This window comes from Nonomuraea salmonea, assembly GCF_042428605.1.
In the GTDB taxonomy this organism is placed as follows: Bacteria; Actinomycetota; Actinomycetes; order Streptosporangiales; family Streptosporangiaceae; genus Nonomuraea; species Nonomuraea salmonea.
The window spans coordinates 177,962-202,011 of sequence record NZ_JBHMCF010000019.1; the positions used below are offsets into that span (position 1 = coordinate 177,962).

A 24,050-nucleotide genomic window follows, 5' to 3' on the forward strand; every position below is an offset into this window, starting at 1 on the left:
ATGCCGGGGCTGGATTTCTCAGACTTTTCTCAGACAATCGTTACCGATGCGCACGTGCCCGCCGAGCAGCGCGAACGTCAGTGAACAGGGTTGCGGGGACCGCGGCGGCCAGCGCGCGATAGCCGGCCGGGCTCAGATGCAGATGGTCGCCCTCGTCGTACGCGGCCCCCAGCCGATGCGGCGCGGCCGGGTCGCGGACCGCCGCGTCGAAGTCGATCAGCGCGTCGAACCGGCCCGCCGTCCTGATCCAGTCGTTGACCTGGCGCCGCGCGGCCTGCCGGTGCCCGTCGGGGTCGTCGTAGGGGTCGTGCCCGCCGAACGGCGTCAGCGTGGCCCCGTACACCGGCAGGTCCCTGGCCCGCGCCCGCACGACGATCTGCTCGTACGCGGCGATCAGCGCCTGCGCGACCTCCTCCTGCGCCGCCCGGGTGGCCGGGGCGGTGCCGAGGTCGTTGACGCCCTCGAAGACGACCAGCCACCGAGCGCCGCTCTGCGCCAGCACGTCGCGGTCGAGCCGGGCCAGCGCGCTCGGGCCGAGCCCGTCGTTCAGCACCCGGTTGCCGCCCGCGCCCTGGTTGGCGACCGCGATGCCGGGCAGGCGGTCGAACAGCAGGTCGGGCCAGCGGTCGTTGCCGTTGGTGGTGGAGCCCCTGCCGTCGGTCAGCGAGTCGCCCACCACGACCAGCGTCCCGACGCCGGCCGGGGCCCACACCTCGACGGCGCTGAGCAGGTACCAGTGGTCGACGGGCGTGGCGCCGGGCAGGTCATCGGCCGTCACGTGGTCGCCGCCGGTCAGGTGGGAGGTGGTACGCGAGCCAGGATGCGAGGTCAGCTCCCCCGACGCCAGCCCCTCCGCCAGGTGGACGGTCACGGTCAGCACCGACCCCGGCGCCAGGTCCAGCTCCACCGGGTCCGACACCACGTGCGCACCCATGGGCACGACGGCCGACGCCCGCCCTGAGAACGTCACGGGCCGCGAGGTGCCGGGCAGGATCGCGCTCCCGCCGGCCGCGCCGCCGCGCGGCAGCGCCACGGAGACGCGGGTGAGCGGCAAGGGCGCGCCGCCGAACGCGTTCGACAGCCGCAGCCGCATCCGCCGGCCGCCGGCCGACACCCGGACGGTCTGCCGCAGCGTCGTGTCGGGCAGGCTCAGGCCCTCCTTGGCGTACGGGGGCGGCGGCATGTTGTGGGGCTCGGTGAGCTGGGGCATGGCCGTCCAGGTCGTCACCCAGTGCCGGGCGGGGCGGATCGGCTCCTGGCCCATGTCGGCACGCTCCCGTCGATAGATCGAAATTTTCGGCACCATATCGAACCTTTCGCCCTTTGGCTGGGCCGGGTGGGCTTTTACCGGCGCTTGCCGATCACCTCGTGGTCATGGCCACTCCTCGCGCCTAGGGTCGCGTTCATGGACTCTCCTGATGACGAGCGGCGGGAGCTGATCCTGCGGACGGCGACCCGCCTGTTCGCCGCGCTCGGCTACGACGTCACCTCCACCGCGCAGATCGCCGAGGCGGCGGGCCTCGACCAGGCGGAGGTCGCCGCGCACTTCCCGGCCAAGCGGGAGCTGTATCTCGAGGTCATGCGGCGGGCTCGCGACCGCCTGGCGGCGCTCATCAAGGAGCGGGCCGACGAGCTGCTGGCGGCGCCGCCCGAACGGCGGAGCGAGGCGCTGCGCCACTTCATCGACGCCTATCTGGACGGCTGCGTGGCCCATCCGGAGATCCCCGCACTGTGGATGCATCGCTGGCTGTCCGACGCCAGCGACGTGGTCGACCTGGAGATCAAGAGCGCGCAGCCGCTGATCCAGCACGTCGTCAACGCCATGGCCGAGCCGGCCGAGCCGGCCGGGGCCGATGCGGTGCACATGACGTACACGGTGATCTGGTGCATCCACGGCTTCGTGCTGAGCGGCGTCCTCGACGGCACCGGCGCGCGCCGCGGCGCCGAGGACCCGGACCAGCTGGCCCGCTTCCGCGCCCACCTCCACCAGCTCCTGGCCCGCGGCCTCCGTCTCCCGGACGCCTAGCGCCCCCACCGGCCCGGCAGAAGGGCGTGGAGAACCGGCGCCCCCATATACCCACCGGCCCAGCGGGCTCGGCGGAGAGGGAGATTAGCGGAACGTGACGGATTGTTTCCTCTGCTGAGCGTATTCTGCCTTTATGCGAAGTTTCGTCCGGGGGTCATGGTCACGTGCCGTGAGCGAGGTGTGCTGAGCACGTGCTCGAAGAGCGCGGTCACAGGCGCGGCGCGGCGAACGAGTCGTCTCGCCTCGACGGGCTGCTGACCGAGGCCGTCACCGGAGCAGGCGCCCACATCGGCGCCGCGTACCTGCTGGACGAAGGCGGCCAGGTCCTCCAGATGGCCGCCGTGACCGGCCTGCCCGCCCCGATCGCCCGCGCCTGGTCCAGGGTGCGCACCGGCGACCCCATCCCCATCGCCGTCGCCGTACGCGAGCAGCGGCTGATCTGGATCACCGGCCGCGAGCAACTGGCCCGCGAGTTCCCCGAGGCCGCGCTGACCCTGCCTTACCACTTCGCCGCCGCCCTGTCCCCCGTCTGCGCCGACGGCCGGGTCTGCGGCGGGATCATGATGCTGTGGCCCGCCGGCCGCACCCGCGAGCTGACCGAGCGGCAGCACGCGGTCATCGAGCGGGCCTGTGACGAGATCGGCCGCCTGATCAACGGTTCGCTCAGGGCGGGCCGGCCGGTCACCGCGGGCCCGCTGCCCCGCATCCTGCCCCCGCGACCGCCGGACCAGGCCGACCCGCGCCTCGTCGCCCTCGACTGCCTCAACCGCCTGCCCGAGGGCCACTGCGCGCTCAACACCGACGGCCACGTGACCCTGCTCAGCGCGCCGGCCGCCGACCTGTTCGGCCGCTCACCGACCGACCTGATCGGCGAACGCCTGTGGGACGCGCTCCCGTGGCTGCGCGACCCCACGTTCCAGGACGCCTACCGCGCCGCCATCGTCGGCCGCGAGACCACCGACGTCACCACCCGCGCACCCGGCGGGCGCGCCCTGTCGTTCCGCATGTTCCCAGGCCCCTCAGGCGTCACCCTGCGCATCACGGCCGCCATGGACGTGCACGCCTCCGGCGGCCGGCCGCCGCGCGTCATCGCCGTGCACGAGATGCTGCGGCTCGCCGCCGCGCTGGCCCGCGCGGTGACCGCGCAGGAGGTCATCGACCTGGTCGCCGACCACGTCATGCCCGTCTACGACGTGCAGGCGCTGGCCATCCTCACCTCCGTGGGCGGCAGGAAGCGGGTGGCCGCGTCGCGCGGCTTCAGCAGGCGGGCGGTGGAGGAGTTCGACGGCCGCCCGGAGGTCGGGCCCACGCCGTCGGGAGGCGACCGCCCTGCCTTCTTCTCGACGTGGGAGGAGCTGCACGAGGCCTCTCCCGACGCGCTGCGCTCCGACGGCATGTGCGCGTGGGCGTTCCTGCCGCTGATCACCTCGGGCCGGCCCATCGGCTCCTGCGTCCTCGCCTACGACCGCCCGCGCTCCTTCGGCACCGACGAGCGCGCCACGCTGACCGCGCTCGCCGGGCTGATCGCGCAGGCGTTCGAGCGGGCCCGGCTCTACGACGTCAAGCACCAGCTCGCGCAGTGTCTCCAGGCGCGGCTGCTGCCGCACACCCTGCCCCGGGTGACCGGCCTGGAGGTGGCCGCCCGGTACGTCCCCGCCACCCCCGGCATGGACATCGGCGGCGACTTCTACGACCTGATCAGGCTCGGCGACGACATGGCCGCCGCCGTCATCGGCGACGTCCAGGGCCACGACGTGACCGCCGCCGCGCTCATGGGACAGGTGCGCACCGCCGTCCGCGCCCACGCCACGGCCGGCGCCGACCCCGGCGAGGTGCTCGCGCACACCAACAGGCTGCTCACCGAGCTGAGCCCCGACCGGTTCACCAGCTGCCTGTACGTCTGCCTGGACCTCGCCGCGCACACCGTGCACCTGGCCAGCGCCGGGCACCCGCCCCCGGTGCTGGGCCGGCCCGACGGCCCCGGCGAGGTCGCCGACACCACGCCGGGCCTGCTGCTCGGCGTGGACCCCGAGGCCACGTACGCGACCACTCCCCTGCCGATGCCGCCCGGCTCGGTGCTGCTCCTCTACACCGACGGGCTCATCGAGGAGCCCGGCGTCGACCTGGGCGACTCCATGGCGGCCCTGGCCGCCCGCTTCCGCCCCGAGCCCGGCCTGCCCCTGCACGGCCTGGCCGACGCGCTCACCGATCCGGCCGCGATCGAGCAGCGTCCCGACGACATCGCCGTGCTGCTCCTGCGCAACTCCTGCGAGCCCGGTTAGCGGCGCGGCGCCAGCTGCAGCTTGGCCTTGCCCGAGGACAGCGAGACCACCTTGACGCCGATGTTGTTGACCGACCCCGACGTGCCCTTGCCGAGCCAGGCCTGCGAGGTCACCCCCGGGCCCGTGCCCTTGACGTGGACCCTGGTGGAGGAGAAGGAGATGGCCAGGCGGGTGATGCCGTACCGGGAGCTGACCCGGAACGAGACGGACTTGGTGAGGGTGAGGTTGCACTTGCCGTCGTAGCAGGCCCGCAGGTTCGGCTTCTTCGCCGCGGCATGGGCCACGGTGGCGGGGGCCGCCGTCGTGACGGCGGGGGCGAACGCGAGGGACGCGGCCACCGCCAGGGCGGTGGTGATCGTGGCGGGCATGACTCTCCTAGCTCTCCGCTGCTGATCGCTGACCGGATCGTACGGAAGAGGGTGCCTTCCGTCAGCCGCCCCAGTATGCGATGCCCGGCCCGGGACCGGTCCCGGGGCTCAGCGGGTGTCGCGGCGCAGGGGGTGGTCGTCAGGGATCTCGACCAGCACCACGCGGTGGCCGTCGGGGTCGGCGATCCACAGCTCGACCAGGCCCCACGGCTCTTCACGCGCCTCGCGCAGCACGGTGACGCCCGCCTGCCTGAGCCGCCGCTCCTCGTGGGCGACGTCGCGTACCTGCAGCCACAGGGTGTGCGCCGAGCCGTCCTGCGCGCCCTGGCCCGACACCTCCAGGAAGCCACCGCCGAGGAAGAACACCGTGCCGGGGTGATCGGGCGGCCCGAACTCGCGGTAGACGGCCAGGCCGAGGGTCTCGGCGTAGAAGCGGCGGCTGCGCTCAAGGTCACCTGGACGCAGCAGCACGCGGCTGCTCAGCACCTCCATGCCGCATCCGTTCCCCGCGAAGCGCCCGAGATGCGGGGGCGGGGGGACCGGGCTCCCCGCCCCCGGGCCTCACACGACGGCTCCCGTGCCCCGGCGCTCACGCTTGACCTTGGGCGCGGGCGGCGCGGGCGGCGGCTTGCGGTCGAAGCGGGCCAGCAGGATGGCCACCGGACCGGCCACGAAGCCGGACGACAGCGTGCCCACCACGATGCCCGTCACCAGCGCGATCGCGAAGTCCCGCAGCGAGTCGCCGCCGAACGCCATGAGCGCGACCAGAATGAACAGCGCTCCGAGCCCCGTGTTGACGGTACGCGGCAGGGTCTGCAGGATCGCGCCGTTCACCGACGAGGCGAACGGCTCCTTGCGCCGGATCGCCCACAGCTCCCTGACCCGGTCGAACACCACCACCTTGTCGTTGACCGAGTAGCCCACGATGGTCAGCATCGCGGCCAGGAACACGCCGTCGATCGGCTTGCCCAGCCAGGCGAACATCCCGCTCACCAGCACGACGTCCACGACCAGGGCGGTCACGGCCGCCGCGCCGAACGTCCAGCGGAAGCGGAAGGCGAGGTAGGCCAGCTGCATGGCGACGGCCACGCCGAGCGCGATGAGCGCGTTGCGGCGCAGCTCCTCGCCTAGGCTGGGGCCGATGAACTCCTCGCGCCGCTTGGTCACCTCGCCGGCCTCGGCCCTCAGTTCCTGCTCGATCCTGGCCGTCTCCTCCAGGCCGAGCCGCGCCGCGCGTACGGTGACGCCGTCGTCGCCGGTCTGCACCACGGCGCTGGGGAACCCGGCCCGCGCGACGGCCTGCCCAGCCGCCTCGGCCGACACCGGCCTGGACGTGCCGAACTCGACGAGCCGGCCGCCGGTGAACTCGACGCCGAAGTTCAGGCCGCGTACGGCCAGCCCGGCGACGGCCGCCGCCGCCAGCACGCCGGCCATCGCCAGCCACAGTTTGCGTCCCCGCATGAGCTCCGGGTTCCTGCGGTTGAGCCACGTCCTGACGGCTCCGGGCGAGCCGAGCCCCGACACGCGCGGCCCCGCCCTGTTCATGACGGCCTCGGTGAGCACACGGGTGATGACCATGGCCGACACGAGCGAGGCGATCACGCCGACGCCCAGCGTCACGCCGAACCCCTTGACCGGGCCCGACGCGAGCCAGAACAGCAGCCCGGCCGCGATCAGCGTCGTGATGTTGGAGTCGGCGATCGCGCTCCACGCGTTCCTGAAGCCGCGGACGAGGGCCGCGCGCAGCCCTCTCTTCTGCGCCTGCTGGTACTCCTCTCTCGCGCGTTCGAAGACGAGCACGTTGGCGTCGATGGCCATGCCGATGGCCAGCACGAACCCGGCCAAACCCGGCAGCGTGAAGGTGGCGCCCATCGCGACGAGCGCGGCGTACGAGATGAGGCCGTAGCAGAGCAGGGCGATCGTGGACAGCAGCCCGGACAGGCGATAGACGGCCACGATGAAGACGGCGGTCAGCAGCAGGCCGGTCACCGCGGCCTCGGCGCTGGCCTTGATGGCGGCCTCGCCGAGCGTCGGGCCGACCGTGCGCTGCTCCACCAGGTCGAGCGGCACGGGCAGCGCGCCGCCCTTGATCAGCACGGCCAGGTCGCGGGCCTCCTCGTGGGTGAACGACCCGGTGATGTCGGTGCTGCCGCCGGGGATGCCGACGCGGCAGGCCACGGACGGGTCGACCGACGGCGAGGAGATGACCTCCTTGTCGAGCACGATGGCGACGCGGCGCTTCGGGTCGCCGTACGGGTGGCAGGCGGCCTCGCCGGTGAGCTTCGCCCACGCCGCGCCGTCGCGGAAGTCGATGCTGACCCACCAGCCCGGGCCGCGCTGGGGGTCGCTGCGCTCGGCGGCGTCGGTGACGCCGTCGCCGGTGATGACCGCGGGGCCGATCTTGAGCGGCGCGCCGCTCTCATCGCGTACGGCCGACTTGTCGCCCTCCTCTGCCGTGCCGAGCACGGCGTGGAAGGTGAGCTGCGCGGTACGTCCGATGACCTCGGCGGCCTGCCGGGGGTCGAGCACGCCCGGCAGCTCGACGATGATCCGCTTCTCGCCTGAGCGGACCAGGGTGGGATCGACCACGCCGAGCGCGTCGGCCCGCTGACGCAGCACGCTGATCGCCCGGTCGGTGGCGGCGGCGTCGGCCTTGACCGTGGGCGAGTCCTTGGTCTCGAAGACGAGCTGGGTGCCGCCACGCAGGTCCAGTCCTAGACGCGGCGTGGCGGAAAAACTGACGATCACTGAGATCACGATGACGGCACAGGCCGCCAGCGCACGCCAGAGCGGCGCACGTTTCATGAGAGCCTCCACAGGGCTTGGCCCGCCCTCCGCCCACACCTGCCCAGCGGGCAGGGAGGGTCACGCGCATCGCCGGAGCGACGTGCGGGGACGGGTCGTTAGGAAAGGGACGTCGTCAGTGCCCTGTGGAAGGCGGCGCGCGGGGCGGCGTCGCCGGTGGCCGGCATCCCGCCGGAGCACCGCAGGCGGCCCGCGGGACGACGACCGCCCACGAGCCACCGGATCCGCCCTGCTCAGGCTGCGGCGGGGCGACCCCGCCCGGCACCGCACCGCCGGCCCAGAACGGCGACCAGACCCGCACGACCGGCGGCAACTGCGGCACCTGCCGCAACACCGCCTGGTCCTGCTCGGCCCGCCCAGGAGCCGCATCGACAGCCGCCTGAACGCCCGCGTGGGCGGCGAGTAGCTGGACGGCTTGTGCGTGGGCCGCTTGTGCGTGGACGGCCTGTGCTTGGACGGCCTGCGCTTGGACGGCCTGCGCGTGCACGGCCTGCGCTTGGACGGCCTGCGCGTGCACGGCCTGCGCTTGGACGGCCTGCGCGTGCACGGCCTGCGCTTGGACGGCCTGTGCGTGCACGGCCTGCGCGTGAGCGGCGGGCGGCAGGAACCAGGACAGGAGAAGGAGCAGCGCGGCAGGCAGCCGAGTACGCATGACGCTCCCCTCCCTTCGCGCCTCACCCTAGCCGCCCCAGGCCAGCCCGGCACCGCGCCGCGCAGGGATCAGGCGGGCAGGGGATGAAGTAGGAGGCCGCCGGACCAGGCGGGGGGGTCAGGCGGCGCGGGCCTCAGGGGCGCGGGCGTCAGGCGGCGCGGGCGGGATCCCCACACCCCTCACCCCCAAAGGACCCCCACCGAAGTACAGCGAGATCCCCACACCCCTCACCCCCAACCGAAGTACGGCGAGATCCCCACACCCCTCACCCCCAACCGAAGTACGGCGAGATCCCCACGCCCCTCACACCCAAAAGGACTTCGGCCGGAGTGCGGCGGGGTCCTTTGGAAAGGTGCGTTCGGCCACGGGGGCGTCAGGTGGTGGGGCGTTCGGCGAGGAAGACGAACTCGCGGCCTGGGCGGTCGGGGGCGTCCCTGACGTCCTTGAGCGTGTAGCCGTGGGCGGCGAGGTCGGCCGTGACCTCGTCGCGTTCGCGGAAGCGCAGCGTGGAGTCCGAGGTCAGCACCTGGCCGTCGGAGGCGAACACGTACGTGCCGCGGAAGGTCACCAGCGGCCCGCTGACGTCGAGCAGGTCCACCCAGTGCTCCACCACGCCCACCCCGGGGACGTCGGCCCGCACGTACGTCTCCTCCCGGTTCCAGCCGAGCCACGCCCGCCTGGCCGGGTCGCGGGTCTCGAACACCAGGTGCCCGCCGGGCCGCAGGGCCGCGTGCACGGCGTCGAGGGTGGCCGACCAGCCGTCGGGCCCGGCGATCGCCTGGGCGACGTTCGCGGTCATGGTGGCCAGGTCGGCCGAGATCGGCGGCACGGCGGTGGCGTCGCCGTGGATCCAGCGCACCCGATCGGCGCCCGGCTTGGCCCGCGCCACGTCGAGCGAGGCCGCCGCGGGATCGACACCGGTCACGTCGAGCCCACGCCCGGCCAGCAGCAGCGCGAACGTGCCCGTCCCGCACCCGACGTCGAGCACCCGGCGCGCCCTCAGCTCGGCGGCGATGGCGGCATAGGCGTCGAGGTCGCTGCGATCGGGGTCGAGGGGGTCGTAGACGGCGGCGAGACGGGGGTGCTCGAAGTGTGCGTCGGCGTGTGCATCGGCCATGCGATCACGCTACGCCGCTCCTGATGGTGTGGCGTTTGGCGCGGCTTGATACTTTGGTGACAGGTGTGCCGGGAAGTCTGGTCGGCGATGGTCATCGTCGTTCCTTGAGGAGGCACCCGCCGCATGCCCAGCACGTTCTGCCCGCAGGCCCGCTCGTGACCTTCATCGCGTGGGCCGCGGTGGCGGTGTTCCTGTTCGCGTACGCGCTGATCGCCAGCGAGAAGGTGCACCGCGTGGCCGCGGCGCTCGGCGGGGCCGGGATCATGCTGCTGATCCACGCCACCGACGCGCAGGCGGCGTTCTTCTCCGAAGAGACCGGCATCGACTGGAACGTCATCTTCCTGCTGCTCGGGATGATGGTCATCGTCGGCGTGCTGAAACAGACCGGGGTCTTCGAATATCTCGCGATCTGGGCGGCCAAACGGGCGAAGGGCCGACCGTACCGGCTGATGGTCCTGCTCGTGGTCATCACCGCGCTGGCCTCGGCACTGCTGGACAACGTGACGACCGTGCTGCTGATCGCGCCGGTGACGTTCCTGGTGTGCGAGCGACTGGCGCTCAACGCGGTGCCGTTCCTGATCGCGGAGGCGATGGCGTCGAACATCGGCGGCGCGGCCACGCTGGTCGGCGACCCGCCGAACATCATCATCGCCAGCCGCGGCGGGCTGAGCTTCAACGACTTCCTTGTACACATGGCGCCGATGGTGGTCGTCCTGATGGTCGTCTTCATCGGGATGTGCCGGTTCCTGTTCCGCAAGTCCTTCATCTACGACCCGGAGCGCGCGGCCGAGGTCATGGCGCTCGACGAGCGCGAGGCGATCGCCGACCGGCGGCTGCTGTGGCAGTCGCTGGCCGTGCTGGCGCTGGTCATGGTGGCGTTCGTGCTGCATCCCGTGCTGCACTACGAGCCGTCGGTGGTGGCGGTCCTGGGCGCCGGCGTGCTGGTGGCGGCCACCAGGATCACCACGTCGGAGGCGATCCGCGAGGTGGAGTGGCCGACGCTGGTGTTCTTCGCCGGGCTGTTCGTCATGGTCGGGGCGCTGGTGCACACGGGCGTGATCGAGCAGGTGTCGCAGGCCGCGGCCGACGCGACGCAGGGACGGCTGGGGCTGACCACGATGGTGCTGCTCGGCGCGTCGGGCGTGCTGTCGGCGATCGTGGACAACATCCCGTACGTCGCCACCATGAGCCCCATCGTGGCCGACCTCGTCCAGGCCAACGGCGGCAACGAGCACGCGCAGGTGCTGTGGTGGGCGCTGGCGTTCGGCGCCGACCTGGGCGGCAACGCCACGGCCGTCGGGGCGGCGGCCAACGTGGTGGTGCTCGGCATCGCCGCCCGTAACGGCACCCCGATCAGCTTCTGGCAGTTCACCCGGTACGGCCTGGTCGTCACCGTGGTCACGGTCGCCCTGTGCGCGCCGTACCTGTGGCTGCGTTACCTCGCCTGAGTACGGAACCAGACGGCCTCCAGCGCCAGCTCGTCACCGCCGCTGACGGTCACGCGGTCGCCCGCGCAGCGCGGGCACACGTACGCCCCGTCCAGCTCATCCAGCTCATCCAGCTCATCCAGCTCAGCCAGCGAGGGGCCGGGCGCGGGTCCCGCCGCGCCGGCCGCGGCCCGGGCGCGGGCGGGCGTCCTGAGCGGCGGATCCATCGACTCCGTACGCCGGCCGCACCCGTCGCAGTCGATCGTCACCGGGGAGACGACCAGGTGGACCGCCGCGTCCTGCGCGGCCGTGCCGCGGGCGGCCCGGCAGAAGGCCTGCCTGAACGTCTCAGCGGTCACCGCGTGCCTGGCCCCGACGCGTACGCGCACCGCGGACACCCGCCGCCCCGCCGCCTGGCGGTGGATCACCTCGACGAATTCCGCGCAGAGCCCGCTCTCGTACCCCCGCATCCATCCCCTCCTCCTGTGCCGGCCGTCCGGCCGTCTTCAGGAGCGCCCATACCGCACGGCCGACCTGCACAAACGCGCCTGACCGAGGGAACACTTGACCACGCAACCTGACAAACGGTGACCATTGTGTGGCGCAAAGTGTCGCGACCGCGCCTTGAAGGAGGACGTGGCCCCCGGCGCACACTCAAGGTGAACGCTGAAGCTGCCCCGGGGGTGGTTCCTCGTGCGCGACGAGTTCGAATCCCGCGAGTCCTGGCCCTTCGAGTGCCTGCGCTGCCTGCACGTCTGGGAGGAGGACTACGTCGTCAGGCACCTCAGCGACGGCCACGGCCACACGGTCCAGGTCTGGCTCAGGCACGGCGTCCCGGTGCAGCCGCCCTGGTCGGGGCCGTGCTGCCCGGCCTGCGGGTCGTCGTCGCTGACCTCGTTCCCGCCCGGCTACCTCGACCGCCATCCCGAGCTGGTGGCGGCCGACCCGCTGCCGCCCGCCAGGGTGCCGGCGCTGCCCGTGGAGCCGGCGCGGCAGCGGCCCGCCGTACGCGCGGGGCTGCCACGCCGGTTATTGATCGTCACGGGGCTGCCGGTGCTGGCGCTCGTGGCGTACGAGCTGTACCGGTATCTCCTCATCTCCGGTGTCCCCCACCATTGACCTCGCGCAGGCGGCGTACGGGTCCGGCGACATCGGTCAGGACAGGGTGAGGGCGTCGATGTCGATGTGGAGGTCGGCGAGGTGACGCGTGGCGCGGATGGCGGCGGCGTTGGGCTCGTCCACCGAGGCGACCCACCGGGCCGCCTCGTCGGGCGTCTTGCCGAACTCGACGTGCCGCCTGGTCAGCCGGTCGAGGCGGACGCGGTCGTCGAGGTCGGCGTACCAGACCTCGGTCATGGCGGCCCGGACGGCGGGCCAGGGGTCGGTGCGCGAGAGCAGGTAGTTGCCCTCGCTGACGACCACGCGGGTGCCGGGCAGGACGGGGATCGCGCCGGCGACGGGCTGCTCGATGTCGCGGTCGAAGGACGGCGCGTACACGATGGAGCCGGCCTCGGTGCGGGCCCGCCGCAGCAGCGCGAGGTAGCCGTGGGCGTCGAAGGTGTCGATGGCGCCCTTGCGCGCCCGCCTGCCGAGGCGGTCGAGCTCGACGTCGGCGAGGTGGTAGCCGTCCATGGGCACGTGGACGGCGGGCAGCCCGGCGCCGGTCAGGGCCCCGGCCAGCCATCGGGCCAGCGTCGACTTGCCGGCGCCGGGGCAGCCGGCGATGCCGACGATCACCCGCTCCCCGCCGCCGCACAGCCCGCGCACCCGCTCGACCAGCGCCTCGCCCATCAGCACCGCACCCCCATCAGCCCAGGTTCATTATGGGGCTCACCAGGTGACGGGCAGCTCGTAGACGCCGTAGACCTGGCCGTCGTGCTTGAACGGGATCTCCTCGATCGGCACGGCCGCCGCGAGGGTGGGGATGCGCCGGTAGAGCGTGCCGTACACGACCTGCAGCTCGACCCTGGCCAGCGGCTGGCCGAGGCACTGGTGCACGCCGAAGCCGAAGGCGACGTGGCGGCGGGCGTCGCGCCGCACGTCGAGCCGGTCGGGGTCGGGGAAGACGCCGGGGTCGCGGTTGCCGATGTCGTTGGGCATGATGATGCCCTCGCCGGCGCGGATCACCTGGCCGGCGATCTCGATGTCCTCCAGTGCGACGCGGCGGCGTCCGCTGTGGGTGATGTTGAGGTAGCGCAGCAGTTCCTCGACCGCTCCCGCGACCAGCTTGGGGTCGTCGGAGTCGCGCAGCAGGGCGAGCTGGGCGGGGTTCTGGAGCAGGGCGAGGGTGCCGAGGGCGATCATGTTGGCGGTGGTCTCGTGGCCGGCGATGAGCAGCAGCACGCCCATCTGCGCGGCCTCCTGCCGGGTCAGCTCGCCGTCCCGCACGCGGGCGGCCACCTTCGACAGCAGGTCGTCGGCGGGGTCGGCCAGCTTCTCTCCCACCAGGCCGTCCAGATACTCGTACAGGCGGCCGAAGGCGACGGCGCGGTCCTCCGGCGTGACGCTCCGCTTGATGATCGTCTTGCTGTTGTCCTGGAAGAAGCCGTGATCCGCGTACGGCACCCCGAGCAGCTCGCAGATCACCAGCGAGGGCACCGGCAGCGCGAACGCCTCCACCAGGTCCACCGGCTTCGGACCGGCGAGGAGCTCGTCGATGAGGTCGTCCACGATGCGCTGGACGGCCGGCCGCATGCCCTCGACGCGCCGGACCGTGAACGCGCCCTGCACCATGCGGCGCAGCCTGGCGTGCTCGGGGTCGTCCATGAGGATGAAGCTGAGGGAGCCGCCGCCGGCGGCGGGCGTGTGGATGGGGTAGCCGGGCCTGGTGACGTCGGCGCTCACCTTCGGATGGCTCAGCAGCGCCTTCTGCTCGGCGTGCCGGGTCACGAACCAAGGGGTGCTGCCGTCCCAGAGCCGCACCTTCGTCAGCGGCCCGCTCTCCTGCAGCGCCCGCAGCCCGGGCGGCGGGTCGAAGGGACAGCGCACGGCCCTGACGCCGGGGAACTGCGGGACCTGCTCCTGGCCTGCGGTCTCGTGCACGGTGCCGGTCATGCGTCCTCGCTCACGTCGATGGCGCCTGCGGGGCAGACGGCCGCGGCCTCGCGTACGGCGGCGTGCAGCCCCTCGGGCGGCTCCGCGTCGAGCAGCAGCACGATGCCGTCGTCCTCGCCCTGGTCGAACACGTCGGGCGCGAGCAGCACGCACTGCCCGGCGCCGCAGCATTTGTCCTGGTCCACGGTGACCTTCATGACGTTCTTCCTTCCTTGGCGTCCCTGGTGACCGGGGCGGTCCAGATCGCGGTGATCGCGTCGATCAGGCCCGTCGCGGCGTCGTGCCAGGTGGAGCGCGGGGTGGGCAGGTTCTCGGCGAGCGCGCGCTCGCGCTGGGCGCACATGTGGACGAGGAGCTGGCTGGCCATCTCGTCGCGCTCGGCGCGTACGTCGGCGGGCAGCTCGGGCAGGCAGCGGCGCAGGCCCTCCAGGACGCGCATGAGGGCGGGCGAGGTGAGCGCCTCCTCCCGCATGATCTTGCGCAGCGCGGGGTCGGTCATGACCTGGGCGGCGAAGCGGGCGTACCAGGTGGGGGTGCCGAGTGCGGCCAGGTGCTCGGTGAGCGAGCGGACGAGGCAGCCGACCCAGTCGCGTGCCTCGGCCGTGCCCTCGCCCGTGCCCTCGACCTCGGCCAGGAAGCGGCGGCGCTGCCGTTCGACCTGGTCGGCGTGCTTGCGCACGATGGCGCGTACCAGGTCGGCCTTGGTGCCGAAGTGGTAGCCGACAGCGGCGTTGTTGCCCTGGCCCGCGGCCTCGCTGACCTGGCGGTTGGAGACGGCGTACACGCCGTGCTCGGCGAAGAGCCGCTCGGCGGCGGTGAGGATCTGCTCCCGGGTGGCGTTGACCCGGGCCGTCCTGGTCGCCATGGTCCACCTCTCACGCTGACAGATCCTGACTGGATCCGTCGGATTCGGGCGAATTCAGCCAATCAAGCAGGTGGGCGTAAGTCAAGCGACTGCTTTAAATTTTGCTCCGCCATGACGCCCCGCCGGACGGGACGCCGCCGGCGGCGATCATGCCATCCCGGCCGCAAATCGGACATCTCGCCGCTGACCAGGCAACTCTCCGCCTGATCACGCCATTTCATGGGGTCGGCTTTGAATGGTCATGCATTCGTGTGTATATACTTCTACTCGTGTCCAAGATGCTCACCTCCCTCCCAGTAGGCGAACGCGTCGGGATCGCCTTCTCCGGCGGCCTCGACACCTCCGTGGCTGTCGCGTGGATGCGCGAGAAGGGTGCGGTGCCCTGCACCTACACCGCCGACATCGGCCAGTACGACGAGCCCGACATCGCGTCGGTGCCCGGGCGTGCCACGCAGTACGGCGCCGAGGTCGCCCGCCTGGTCGACTGCCGGGAGGCCCTCGTCGAGGAGGGTCTGGCGGCGCTGGCCTGCGGGGCGTTCCACATCAGGTCCGGTGGCCGCACCTACTTCAACACCACCCCGCTCGGCCGCGCCGTCACGGGCACGCTGCTGGTGCGCGCCATGCTCGACGACGAAGTGCTCATCTGGGGCGACGGGTCCACCTTCAAGGGCAACGACATCGAGCGGTTCTACCGCTACGGCCTGCTCGCCAACCCGTCCCTGCGCATCTACAAGCCGTGGCTCGACGCCGACTTCGTCAGCGAGTTGGGCGGGCGCAAGGAGATGTCGGAGTGGCTGCTCGCCCGCGACCTGCCCTACCGCGCGAGCACCGAGAAGGCGTACTCGACGGACGCGAACATCTGGGGCGCCACCCACGAGGCCAAGGCGCTCGAGCACCTCGACGCCGGCATCGAGATCGTCGAGCCGATCATGGGCGTGCGGTTCTGGGACCCTGAGGTCGAGATCCCCGCAGAAGACGTCACGATCGCCTTCGAGCGCGGGCGTCCGGTCAGCATCAACGGCAAGGAGTTCCCCTCGGCCGTCGACCTGGTGCTGGAGGCCAACGCCATCGGCGGGCGGCACGGGCTCGGCATGTCCGACCAGATCGAGAACCGCGTCATCGAGGCCAAGAGCCGCGGCATCTACGAGGCTCCCGGCATGGCGCTGCTGCACGCCGCGTACGAGCGGCTGGTCAACGCCATCCACAACGAGGACACCCTGGCCAGCTACTACATCGAGGGCCGCAAGCTGGGCCGGCTGCTCTACGAGGGCCGCTGGCTCGACCCGCAGGCGCTGATGCTGCGCGAGTCGCTGCAGCGCTGGGTCGGCATGGCCGTCACCGGCGAGGTCACGCTGCGGCTGCGGCGCGGCGAGGACTACACGATCCTCGACACCTCCGGCCCCGCCTTCAGCTACCACCCCGACAAGCTGTCGATGGAGCGCACCGAGGACGCCGCGTTCGGCCCGCTCGACCGCATCGGCCAGCTCACCATGCGCAACCTCGACATCGCCGACTCCCGCGCCAAGCTGGAGCAGTACGCCGGGCTCGGCATGGTGGGCAGCCCCCACCAGTCGCTCCTCGGCGCTCCGCAGGCGGCGGCCAGCGGCCTCATCGGCTCGCTCGACGAGGGCGGCGCCGAGGCCATCGCGGCCCGTGGCGAGTCGATCACGTCCCCCTCGGAGGTTCCCGAGGACGACGTGCTGCTCGACCACGCCGCCATGGAGTTCGGCACCGACTGATCCGTCTGATCCGTCCCGCTTCGACCGCCCCGCGTGCCCGCGAGCACGCGGGGTTTCGTCGTCTCCAGGGGGAGTTCGCCCTGCTCAGGCCCGGTGCCGCCCTACCGCGAGCCGTCGTAGGGCCCTGCCGGTGCGCACTCAGAGCTTCTTGCCACGATGATTCTGGTAACAAACATTTCCCAAGATAACCGGTCTATCGGGTTGTCATTGACTGGAATTGTTGGAACATATGGTTCGAGTCCTGAGTGAGGTCCAAAGATCGCTTACCGCGAATAAGGGTCGGCGGCGAGGGGAAAGGGGCAACGCTCATGCACCAGCGTGCTGTCCGGAATTTGGCCAAGTTGGAGACCACGCAGGCCAGGATCACGCGTATCTTCGACGCGGCCGCCGGCGGGAAGAACAACTTCCTGGTCGACAAGGACGCGGTGCGCCATTTCGATCAAGCCGCCCCGGCTCTGACGAACGCCGCCCACGCGGTGCTGGAGTTCTTGTCGCGGGTGATCCGTCATCTGGCGGTGCAGGAAGAAGTGGATCAATTCCTGATCGTCGGCAGCGGAATTCCGAGCGGGCTGTCCGCCGGGCGGAATCTGCACGATTTGGCGAAGCACCCGGGCGGGCCCGCCCCGAGAGTCCTGTACGTCGAGAACAACCCCATGGTGGTGACCTTGGCGCAGGCCACCATCGAGCCGTTCACCGACTTGGTGCGCGTGGTGGAGGGGGACGTGCGGGAGATCGACGAGGTGCTCGACCACCACGTGGTCAGGACCTTCATCGACTGGGACCGCCCGGTGGCGGTGCTCCTGCTGTCGGCCTACAGCCTGCACGATGAGGAGTATGCCCACTATGTCATCAAGCGACTCCGTCACACGGCTCCCGCCGGTAGTTTCCTCACCCTTCTGCACACCACGTTCGACGGTGTCCCACCGGAGCTGCTGCCCGCCATCGACGACCTGCTCGCGATGACGCTCCCCCACCTGGCCGTACGCTCGAAAGAGGAAGTGGCGGCCCTGTTAGAGGGACTCGATCTGGTGGCGCCCGGCCTGGTCTGGGTACCGGAGTGGCGGCCGCTGGGCGAGGACCTCTCCTGCCAGGAGGAGCCCAGCAAGTCCGGCAACTACGGCGCTGTCGCCCGCATCCCCTGAAAGCACGTCAAGTCTCGTTTGCAAAGTTTTCCGGTGCGCATTCACAAGAGTGAGGGCGAGCGTTTATCGTGGAGTTGGGAGCGCTCCCAAAACCGAGAGATGTGATGCGTATGGCCCTCCAACCGGGGTCCTTGTCAGCACCACCGGCCCGCATGGTGGAATACCTGCTGCCGTCCGTACCGTCGGGCGTCGGCAGGGCACGCGAGCTGATCAGGACCGATCTGACCGACTGGGGACTCGCGCACATCGTGGACGACTGCCTGCTCATCGTCAGCGAGCTGGTCACCAACGCCGTACGCTACGGGGGCTCCGCCTACGCCCTGCGCCTGGAAGAGCGCGCGGGCGAGGTCTACGGGGAGGTCTTCGACCCCGGCCAGGGCGTGCCGCGCCCGCGGGCCGCGGACATGGACGCGATCTCGGGGCGGGGGCTGCAGATCGTCGGGGCGATCGCCGACGCCTGGGGCGTGACGGCCACGGACAACGGCAAGGTCGTGTGGTTCTGCGTCACACCGTGAACACTGTGAGCCACATCTCATGCTGACCGGGTAAGCTGCAAGGGTCCTTCAGGCAATCCCCAGGTAAGACAGGTAGCCTCGCTCGGCATGAAGTGGCAGCGCACAATCAACGGAGCGCTGGCCAGGTACACAGGATTCCAGCTCAACCGAGTAGGTAAAGCGGGGCAAGTGGCGGCGCCCAAGCCCGCCCCGGAGAAACGGCCGCAGTCGCCGTTCCGCCCGCCCGCCGATCCCGAGACCGACCGCCTCGTCAAGGCGCCGGTGTTCATCATCTCGCCGGTGCGATCGGGCTCGACGCTGCTGCGGGCGATGCTCAACGCCCACCCCGACCTGCACGCTCCCCATGAGCTGCACGTACGCCGGTTGCGCGTGGAATTCGATACCTCGCTGGCGGAGAAGGCCATGGAGGCCCTCGGGCACAACAAGGCCGACCTCGAACACCTGCTGTGGGACCGCGTGCTCCACCGTGAGCTGGTCCGCAGCGGCAAGCGGTTCATCGTGGAGAAGACGCCGGCGAACGCGTTCGCGTACGAGCGGCTGGCGGCCTGCTGGCCGGACGCGCGGTTCGTGTTCCTGCTGCGCCATCCCGCCTCCATCGCGGCCTCCTGGTACGAAGCCAGCCCGGGCAAACGCACCCGCGACGAGGCGGCGGCCGACGCCCTGCGCTACATGAAGGCCGTGCAACGGGCCCGCAAGGCCCTGCCCGGCCTGACCGTGCGCTACGAGGAGCTGACCGCCGAGCCGGAGAAGATCGGGCGCGCCATCTGCGACTTCCTGTCGGTGCCGTGGTCGCCGCAGCTCCTGTCGTACGGCAAGCCCGAGGTGGTCACCAAGGGCCTGGGCGACTGGAAGGACAAGATCCAGTCGGGCACCGTGCAGCGCGGGCGCGACCTGCCCGGCGCCGACGAGATCCCCGACGTGCTCAAGGACATGTGCCGGACCTGGGAGTACCTCTCATGAAGATCCGCTACATGCTGCTGCACGCCTACGGCATGGGCGGCACCATCCGCACCGTCGTCAACCAGGCGCACGCCATGGTCGAGGCGGGCCACGACGTCGAGATCGTCAGCGTGGTCCGCCGCCGTGACGAGCCGCAGTTCGCCATCGACCCGCGGGTGCGGCTGTCCGCGCTGGTCGACCAGCGCGACGGCGTCGTGGCCGACTCGCTGGCCCGCAAGGTGTGGCGGCGCGCCCGCGGCAAGATCGTCCCGTACGGCGAGTTCGCCGCCGAATACTTCACCGAGCGCGTGGAGGGGGCGGTCATCGACTACGTCTCCGAGCTGCGCGACGGCATCCTCGTCACCACCCGCCCCGCGCTCAACCTGATCGCCGCCCGCCGCGCCAACGCCGGCGTGATCCGGGTGGCCCAGGAGCACATGAACCTCGCCTCCTACCACGAGGCCGTACGCGAGCAGATCGGCCGCCACTACGGCCGTTTCGACGCCATCGCCGTGCTCACCGAGACCAGCCGCCGCGAATACACGGACCTGCTGTCCGGCACCCCTGTGGTCCGCATCCCCAATGCCGTCCACATGGACCAGCGCAAGCACACCGACCAGAGCAACCCCATCGTGATCGCGGTGGGGCGGCTGGTGCCGCAGAAGGGCTTCGACATGCTCATCCCGGCCTTCGCGGCCGCGGCGGCCGAGCATCCGGGGTGGAAGCTGCGCATCTTCGGCACCGGGCCGTCGAAGGAACGGCTGCAGGAGCGCATCGACGAGAGCGGCATGCGCGACCGCATCAAGCTCATGGGACGCAGCAACCGCATCCACGAAGAGCTGGCGAAGTCGTCCGTCTACGCGCTCAGCTCGCGCATCGAGGGCCTGCCGATGGCCATGATCGAGGCCATGGGCCACGCCCTGCCGATCGTCGCCTTCGACTGCCCCACCGGGCCCGCCGACGTGCTGACCCCCGGCAAGGACGGCATCCTGGTGCCGCCCAGAGACGTCGACGCGCTCGCCCGGTCGCTCAGCCAGGTCATGGGCGACCGCGACCTGCGCGTCCGCCTGGGCGCCGCCGCGGCGCAGACCGCCCACGGCTACACGCCCGAGGTCGTCATGCCCCTCTGGGAGAAGCTCTTCGCCGCGCTGGCGACGGGCGCCCCGCTCACGGACCCCGCCTGGGCGGCCCGCTGAACGACCGGCCGCCCTGTGCGGCCGGTCTGTGCGGCCGGTCTGTGCGGCCGGTCTGTGCGGCCGGTCTGTGCGGCCGGTCTGTGCGGCCGGTCTGTGCGGCTTGCCGAAGCATTTGCGAGCCCATAGCCATTGACGCGCCGTTCGCGGAAAGCATCCCGGTGTGCGGAACGTCGAAACGGTGCTGGCCGGTCTGGACACCGCCAGGCCCGGCCTGGAGGAGCTCTACCGCGACCTGCACGCCCACCCGGAACTCAGCCACCAGGAACACCGCACCGCCGCCAAGGTGGCCGACGAGCTGCGCGCGCTGGGCTACGAGGTGCACTGCGGCATCGGCGGCACCGGCGTCGTGGGCGTGCTGCGCAACGGCGCGGGCCCGTGCGTGCTGTCCCGCGCGGAGCTTGACGCGCTGCCGCTCGAGGAGGAGACCGGCCTCCCGTACGCGAGCACCGCGACCGACGCCGGCGGCCGCCCGCTCATGCACGCCTGCGGCCACGACCTGCACATGGCCTGTCTCCTGGGCGCCGCCCGGCTGCTGTCACAGGCCACCGGCGCCTGGCGGGGCACGCACGTCGCGCTGTTCCAGCCGGCCGAGGAAACCGGCGACGGCGCCCGCGCGATGCTCGCCGACGGGCTGACCGAGCGCGTGCCCAGGCCGGAGGTGTGCCTGGCCCAGCACGTGCTGCCCTATCCCGCCGGCCAGGTGCTGACCCGCCCCGGCGCGGTGCTGTCGGCCGCCGACGACTACCGCGTCACCCTGTACGGCCGCTCAGCCCACGCCTCCGCCCCCGACCGGGGCGTCGATCCGGTGGTGCTGGCCTCGATGCTGGTCGTGCGGCTGCAGACGGTCGTCGCGCGGGAGGTGAGCGCGCTGTCCCCGGTGGTGCTCACGGTCGGCAGCATCCATTCCGGTACGAACCCCAGCAACATCCCGGAGCGGGCCGAGATCCAGATCAACGTGCGGACGTACCGGGAGGACGTGCGGCGGCGCGTCAAGGACGCCGTCACCCGCATCGCCCGCGCGGAGAGCGCCGCATCCGACTCCCCTAGGCCGCCGGAGATCGACCACTTCGGCATGTTCCCGCCCACGGTCAACGACGAGGCGGCCACCGCGAAGGTCGCCGCCGCCTTCGCCGCCCGCTTCAACGGCCGGGCGGTGCCGCTCGACCTGCAGACGGCCAGCGAGGACTTCAGCGAGATCCCTGACGCGTTCGGGGTGCCGTACACGTACTGGGCGTTCGGCGGGGCGGATCCGGCCGCGTACGAGGCGGCCGCCGGGCGCGACACGATCACCGCCGACGTCCCCGGCAACCACAGCACCCGCTTCGCGCCGCCGATCCGGCCCACGTTGGACACCGGCGTGCAGGCGGCCGTGGTCGCGGCCCTCGCCTGGCTCGCCCCCTGAACCTTCGACATGCTGAACCGCCAAGAGCACCGGGGCGTTTCTCGTCCTTCACCACAGACTCCAGCAAAAGCCCATTGACTAACGGATGCCGTGGACGACGAGATCGGCCGCACCGCCACCTCAGGCCACTTCTGGATTCAACGCCCCCGAGACCGCGCAGCGGCCAGGCCGCTCAGTCGGCCAGGCCGCTCAGTCGGCTAGGCCGCTCGGTGGCTAGGCCGGGCAGTGCCCAGGCCGGACGGCGGCACTTGGCCGATCATGCCTGGTCATACCGGATGTCGCGGGTCAGGCGCCCGATGGCGGACGCGGCTGCGGGGCAGCTCGCAAGTCCTCGCGAAGGGCCATTTTTCGCGCTAAATGAAAAGCCACATGTCCCGAAAAATCGGTAAATGTGGCTGCGCTCGCGACGCCCGCCTTATCGGGAAATGATTGTCGTTATTGCCGCGCACACGTACGCTGTCCCTGACCTTTCAAAGAAAGGACAGCTGGTGCGCAAGGCCCTGATCCCGTTACTTGTCACCATCCTGGTGGTGTTCTCGGCCCAGCAACTCCTCACCCCCGTCCTCGCCCCGCTCTCCCGCGAGCTGCACCTGACCGAGACCCAGCTCGGGCTCGTCGTCACCGCCGCCGCCACGTCCCTGACCATCGCCAGCCCGCTGTGGGGCATGGCGCTGCGGCGGCTCGGGTTACGCCTGGTGCTGCTGTGCGGGCTCGGCCTGGCGACGGCGGGCATGACCGGGTTCGGGGTCGTCGCCGCGGTGGGGCTCGACGGACACCTGTCCTCCCCCGTGCTGTTCGGCCTGCTGCTGGTGACCCGCAGCCTGCTCTTCGGCGCGGGCCTGGCCGCGCTGCCGGTGTCCACGCTCGCCGTCGCCGCCGCGAGCACCACCACGCAGGCCGAGCGCACCCGCGCCACCGGGCTGATCGGCGCCGCGCAGGGACTCTCCCTGGTACTCGGACCGGCCGGCGGCGGCGCGCTGGCCGTGGTCTCGCTCATGCTGCCGCTCTACCTGGCGCCCGTCGTGTGCCTGCTGCTCACGGTGTGGGTGCTGGTCACCGTACGGCCGCCGGTGGCGCCCGCTCCCCCGCCCGAGCAGCCGGTGGCGCGGCTGCGCCCGTGGGACGCGCGCATGTGGCCGCTGCTCGCGATCGGCTTCTGCCTCTATGTGTCGCTCGGCCTGGTGCAGGTGATCGTCGGCTTCCTGCTGGCCGACCGGCTCCACCTGGGGCCGCAGGAGACGGCGGGGGCGGTGGGCGTCACGCTGGTCGCGGCCGGGCTGGTGCTCGTGGCCGTGCAGGGCGCGCTCATCCCGGTGCTGCGCTGGCCGGTGCTGCGGCTGATGCGGGCCGGCGCCCCGCTCACGGCGGCGTCGTTCGCGCTGCTCGCCGCGGCGGACACGCTCTGGCTGATCGTCGCCGCGTTCGTGCTGCTGGGGCTGGGGCTCGGGCTGGCGGCGCCGGGCTTCACCGCCGCGCCGACCCTGGTGGCGGGGCCGGGCCAGCACGCCTCGGTGGCGGGGCTGGTCAACGCCACGATCGGCACCACGTTCATCGTCGGCCCGCTGCTCGGCACCGCCCTGTACGAGGTCGCCGCCGTCCTGCCGATCCTGACCGCGCTGGGCGCCGCGACGACGGCGCTCGCGCTGAGCTGGCTCTCCCCCGCCGTCCGCCAGGCCGTCCCCGTGACGCCCTAAGGGCAGGCGGGGCAGCCTGCCCCGGCCGCCAGCCTCGACGCCGTCTCCTCGATCAGGGCGACCCGCTCGTCCGGTGGCCCGGCCGGCACGTCGATGAGGTGGTAGCCGAACGCCCGGTAGGTCTTCTCGTGGAGGCTTTCGAACTCCAGGGACTCCTCGAAGGTGATCCTTCGGGCGTCGGTCGGCTCGCAGAAGCCGAGGTTGCGGACGAAGAAGACATGCCGGTCGTAGACCTCTTCCCGGGCCAGCCGCTCGACCTCGGTGGTCAGGGCGGGCGGGACGGGGTGGCCGACGTACGTGGCGAGCGCGTGGGTGCAGACGGGCGACCGGTCGAAGAACCGCACGGCGACCCCGCCCGGGCCCCTCGCGCCCTCGCCCGGAGGCCCGCCCGGGCCCGCGTCCGCCTGCTCCTGCCTGCGGCGCTGCAGGTCGGCGACCTTGGCGATGAAGGCGGGGCGGGTCCACGGCTCGGCGTCGCCGCGGGCCTGCTCGGCCGCGATGACCGCGGTGGCCGCCTCCTCGACGGTGACGTGGCCGCGCGCGGCCAGGCCGCGCAGGATCGTGGTCTTCCCGGCCCCGGGGGTGCCGGTGAGGATGTAACGCATCGTCCTCGCATGATCGCAGGGGTGGGCGCGGCGGCCCACCCCGGGGTGTGCGGTCAGATCTCGTCCACGCTGCTCGGCTCGCGCCGGGACAGATCGATGCCGAGCTCCTCGGCCGCGCGGAAGACGTCCTCGTCGGTGTCGCGCATCTCGATGGACGAGCCATCGCTGGAGAGCACCTCGACGTTGAGGCACAGCGACTGCATCTCCTTGATCAGCACCTTG

The 24,050-nt window shown here is 71.7% G+C and carries 23 protein-coding genes; 11 read left to right on the forward strand and 12 right to left on the reverse strand.

Translation table 11 applies throughout. The annotated features are described in order from the left end of the window. Nucleotides 1-40 precede the first annotated feature (40 nt). Entirely contained in the window at nucleotides 41-1,264 is a 1,224-nt protein-coding gene (locus tag ACFFR3_RS20645; RefSeq protein ID WP_379483649.1) for an SGNH/GDSL hydrolase family protein, read from the reverse strand. Between the two features lie 141 nt (nucleotides 1,265-1,405). On the opposite strand from ACFFR3_RS20645, the gene ACFFR3_RS20650 reads away from it, so the two are divergent. Both ACFFR3_RS20650 and ACFFR3_RS20655 read left to right on the forward strand, forming a co-directional pair. Beyond that, nucleotides 1,406-2,026, forward strand: coding sequence for a TetR/AcrR family transcriptional regulator (locus ACFFR3_RS20650; protein ID WP_345386619.1), 621 nt, complete (start codon nucleotides 1,406-1,408; stop codon nucleotides 2,024-2,026). A 191-nt stretch (nucleotides 2,027-2,217) separates the two neighbouring features. Beyond that, the gene (locus ACFFR3_RS20655; RefSeq protein ID WP_379483650.1) at nucleotides 2,218-4,308 is read left to right on the forward strand and encodes a SpoIIE family protein phosphatase; all 2,091 of its coding nucleotides are present in this window, start codon (nucleotides 2,218-2,220) and stop codon (nucleotides 4,306-4,308) included. Here the strand turns inward: ACFFR3_RS20655 and ACFFR3_RS20660 are convergent. The 5 genes from ACFFR3_RS20660 to ACFFR3_RS20680 all read right to left on the reverse strand — a co-directional run bounded on the left by ACFFR3_RS20660 (nucleotide 4,305) and on the right by ACFFR3_RS20680 (nucleotide 9,250). Beyond that, nucleotides 4,305-4,676: a hypothetical protein gene (locus ACFFR3_RS20660; RefSeq protein WP_379483651.1), complete on the reverse strand. Its 372-nt coding sequence runs from the start codon at nucleotides 4,674-4,676 to the stop codon at nucleotides 4,305-4,307. The two genes, ACFFR3_RS20655 and ACFFR3_RS20660, sit on opposite strands and share 4 nt — an antisense overlap. A 108-nt stretch (nucleotides 4,677-4,784) precedes the next feature. Beyond that, the gene (locus tag ACFFR3_RS20665) at nucleotides 4,785-5,168 is read right to left on the reverse strand and encodes a VOC family protein (RefSeq protein WP_345386626.1); all 384 of its coding nucleotides are present in this window, start codon (nucleotides 5,166-5,168) and stop codon (nucleotides 4,785-4,787) included. 69 nt (nucleotides 5,169-5,237) lie between these two features. Next, nucleotides 5,238-7,481: a protein translocase subunit SecD gene (gene secD, locus ACFFR3_RS20670; protein WP_379483652.1), complete on the reverse strand. Its 2,244-nt coding sequence runs from the start codon at nucleotides 7,479-7,481 to the stop codon at nucleotides 5,238-5,240. 115 nt (nucleotides 7,482-7,596) lie between these two features. After that, complete coding sequence (locus ACFFR3_RS20675) at nucleotides 7,597-8,133, reverse strand: hypothetical protein (RefSeq protein WP_345386630.1); 537 nt, start codon at nucleotides 8,131-8,133, stop codon at nucleotides 7,597-7,599. 373 nt (nucleotides 8,134-8,506) lie between these two features. Further along, nucleotides 8,507-9,250, reverse strand: a complete 744-nt coding sequence (locus ACFFR3_RS20680) for a class I SAM-dependent methyltransferase (RefSeq protein WP_364373362.1) — start codon at nucleotides 9,248-9,250, stop codon at nucleotides 8,507-8,509. Between the two features lie 155 nt (nucleotides 9,251-9,405). Here ACFFR3_RS20680 and ACFFR3_RS20685 point away from each other — a divergent pair, with 155 nt between their 5' ends. Next, a complete protein-coding gene (locus ACFFR3_RS20685) occupies nucleotides 9,406-10,698 on the forward strand; it encodes an ArsB/NhaD family transporter (protein ID WP_345386634.1) in 1,293 nt (430 codons plus the stop codon). Here ACFFR3_RS20685 and ACFFR3_RS20690 read toward each other — a convergent pair. Continuing rightward, on the reverse strand, nucleotides 10,686-11,147 hold the full coding sequence (locus ACFFR3_RS20690) for a hydrogenase/urease maturation nickel metallochaperone HypA (protein WP_379483653.1): 462 nt from the start codon (nucleotides 11,145-11,147) through the stop codon (nucleotides 10,686-10,688). The two genes, ACFFR3_RS20685 and ACFFR3_RS20690, sit on opposite strands and share 13 nt — an antisense overlap. Nucleotides 11,148-11,370: 223 nt before the next feature. Here ACFFR3_RS20690 and ACFFR3_RS20695 point away from each other — a divergent pair, with 223 nt between their 5' ends. Beyond that, nucleotides 11,371-11,796, forward strand: coding sequence for a hypothetical protein (locus ACFFR3_RS20695; RefSeq protein ID WP_364373355.1), 426 nt, complete (start codon nucleotides 11,371-11,373; stop codon nucleotides 11,794-11,796). 36 nt (nucleotides 11,797-11,832) lie between these two features. On the opposite strand, the gene ACFFR3_RS20700 is transcribed toward ACFFR3_RS20695, so the two are convergent. Genes ACFFR3_RS20700 through ACFFR3_RS20715 form a run of 4 tightly spaced genes read right to left on the reverse strand, consistent with a single transcriptional unit; the run spans nucleotide 11,833 to nucleotide 14,596 of the window. Next, the gene (locus ACFFR3_RS20700) at nucleotides 11,833-12,468 is read right to left on the reverse strand and encodes a nucleoside/nucleotide kinase family protein (RefSeq protein WP_379483660.1); all 636 of its coding nucleotides are present in this window, start codon (nucleotides 12,466-12,468) and stop codon (nucleotides 11,833-11,835) included. Between the two features lie 39 nt (nucleotides 12,469-12,507). Then, a complete protein-coding gene (locus ACFFR3_RS20705; RefSeq protein ID WP_345386642.1) occupies nucleotides 12,508-13,731 on the reverse strand; it encodes a cytochrome P450 in 1,224 nt (407 codons plus the stop codon). Beyond that, complete coding sequence (locus tag ACFFR3_RS20710) at nucleotides 13,728-13,928, reverse strand: ferredoxin (protein ID WP_345386644.1); 201 nt, start codon at nucleotides 13,926-13,928, stop codon at nucleotides 13,728-13,730. Before ACFFR3_RS20710 ends, ACFFR3_RS20705 begins: the two co-directional genes overlap by 4 nt. After that, nucleotides 13,925-14,596 (reverse strand): TetR/AcrR family transcriptional regulator, encoded by a 672-nt coding sequence (locus tag ACFFR3_RS20715; protein ID WP_364373346.1) that lies wholly within the window; start codon nucleotides 14,594-14,596, stop codon nucleotides 13,925-13,927. Before ACFFR3_RS20715 ends, ACFFR3_RS20710 begins: the two co-directional genes overlap by 4 nt. Before the next feature lie 269 nt (nucleotides 14,597-14,865). On the opposite strand from ACFFR3_RS20715, the gene argG reads away from it, so the two are divergent. From argG to ACFFR3_RS20750, 7 genes are all read left to right on the forward strand, one after another. After that, nucleotides 14,866-16,335: an argininosuccinate synthase gene (gene argG, locus ACFFR3_RS20720; RefSeq protein ID WP_345386646.1), complete on the forward strand. Its 1,470-nt coding sequence runs from the start codon at nucleotides 14,866-14,868 to the stop codon at nucleotides 16,333-16,335. Nucleotides 16,336-16,667: 332 nt separating this feature from the next. Further along, complete coding sequence (locus ACFFR3_RS20725) at nucleotides 16,668-17,477, forward strand: SAM-dependent methyltransferase (RefSeq protein WP_379483654.1); 810 nt, start codon at nucleotides 16,668-16,670, stop codon at nucleotides 17,475-17,477. A gap of 131 nt (nucleotides 17,478-17,608) precedes the next feature. Continuing rightward, entirely contained in the window at nucleotides 17,609-17,992 is a 384-nt protein-coding gene (locus ACFFR3_RS20730) for an ATP-binding protein (protein ID WP_379483655.1), read from the forward strand. 87 nt (nucleotides 17,993-18,079) lie between these two features. Continuing rightward, nucleotides 18,080-18,952 (forward strand): sulfotransferase family protein, encoded by an 873-nt coding sequence (locus ACFFR3_RS20735; protein WP_364373335.1) that lies wholly within the window; start codon nucleotides 18,080-18,082, stop codon nucleotides 18,950-18,952. After that, entirely contained in the window at nucleotides 18,949-20,127 is a 1,179-nt protein-coding gene (locus tag ACFFR3_RS20740; RefSeq protein ID WP_345386654.1) for a glycosyltransferase family 4 protein, read from the forward strand. Before ACFFR3_RS20735 ends, ACFFR3_RS20740 begins: the two co-directional genes overlap by 4 nt. Nucleotides 20,128-20,287: 160 nt before the next feature. Then, the gene (locus ACFFR3_RS20745) at nucleotides 20,288-21,529 is read left to right on the forward strand and encodes an amidohydrolase (RefSeq protein WP_345386656.1); all 1,242 of its coding nucleotides are present in this window, start codon (nucleotides 20,288-20,290) and stop codon (nucleotides 21,527-21,529) included. Nucleotides 21,530-22,017: 488 nt separating this feature from the next. Further along, nucleotides 22,018-23,223, forward strand: coding sequence for an MFS transporter (locus tag ACFFR3_RS20750; protein WP_379483656.1), 1,206 nt, complete (start codon nucleotides 22,018-22,020; stop codon nucleotides 23,221-23,223). Here ACFFR3_RS20750 and ACFFR3_RS20755 read toward each other — a convergent pair. Continuing rightward, nucleotides 23,220-23,828: an AAA family ATPase gene (locus ACFFR3_RS20755; protein ID WP_379483657.1), complete on the reverse strand. Its 609-nt coding sequence runs from the start codon at nucleotides 23,826-23,828 to the stop codon at nucleotides 23,220-23,222. The genes ACFFR3_RS20750 and ACFFR3_RS20755 overlap by 4 nt on opposite strands. Nucleotides 23,829-24,050 lie beyond the last annotated feature (222 nt).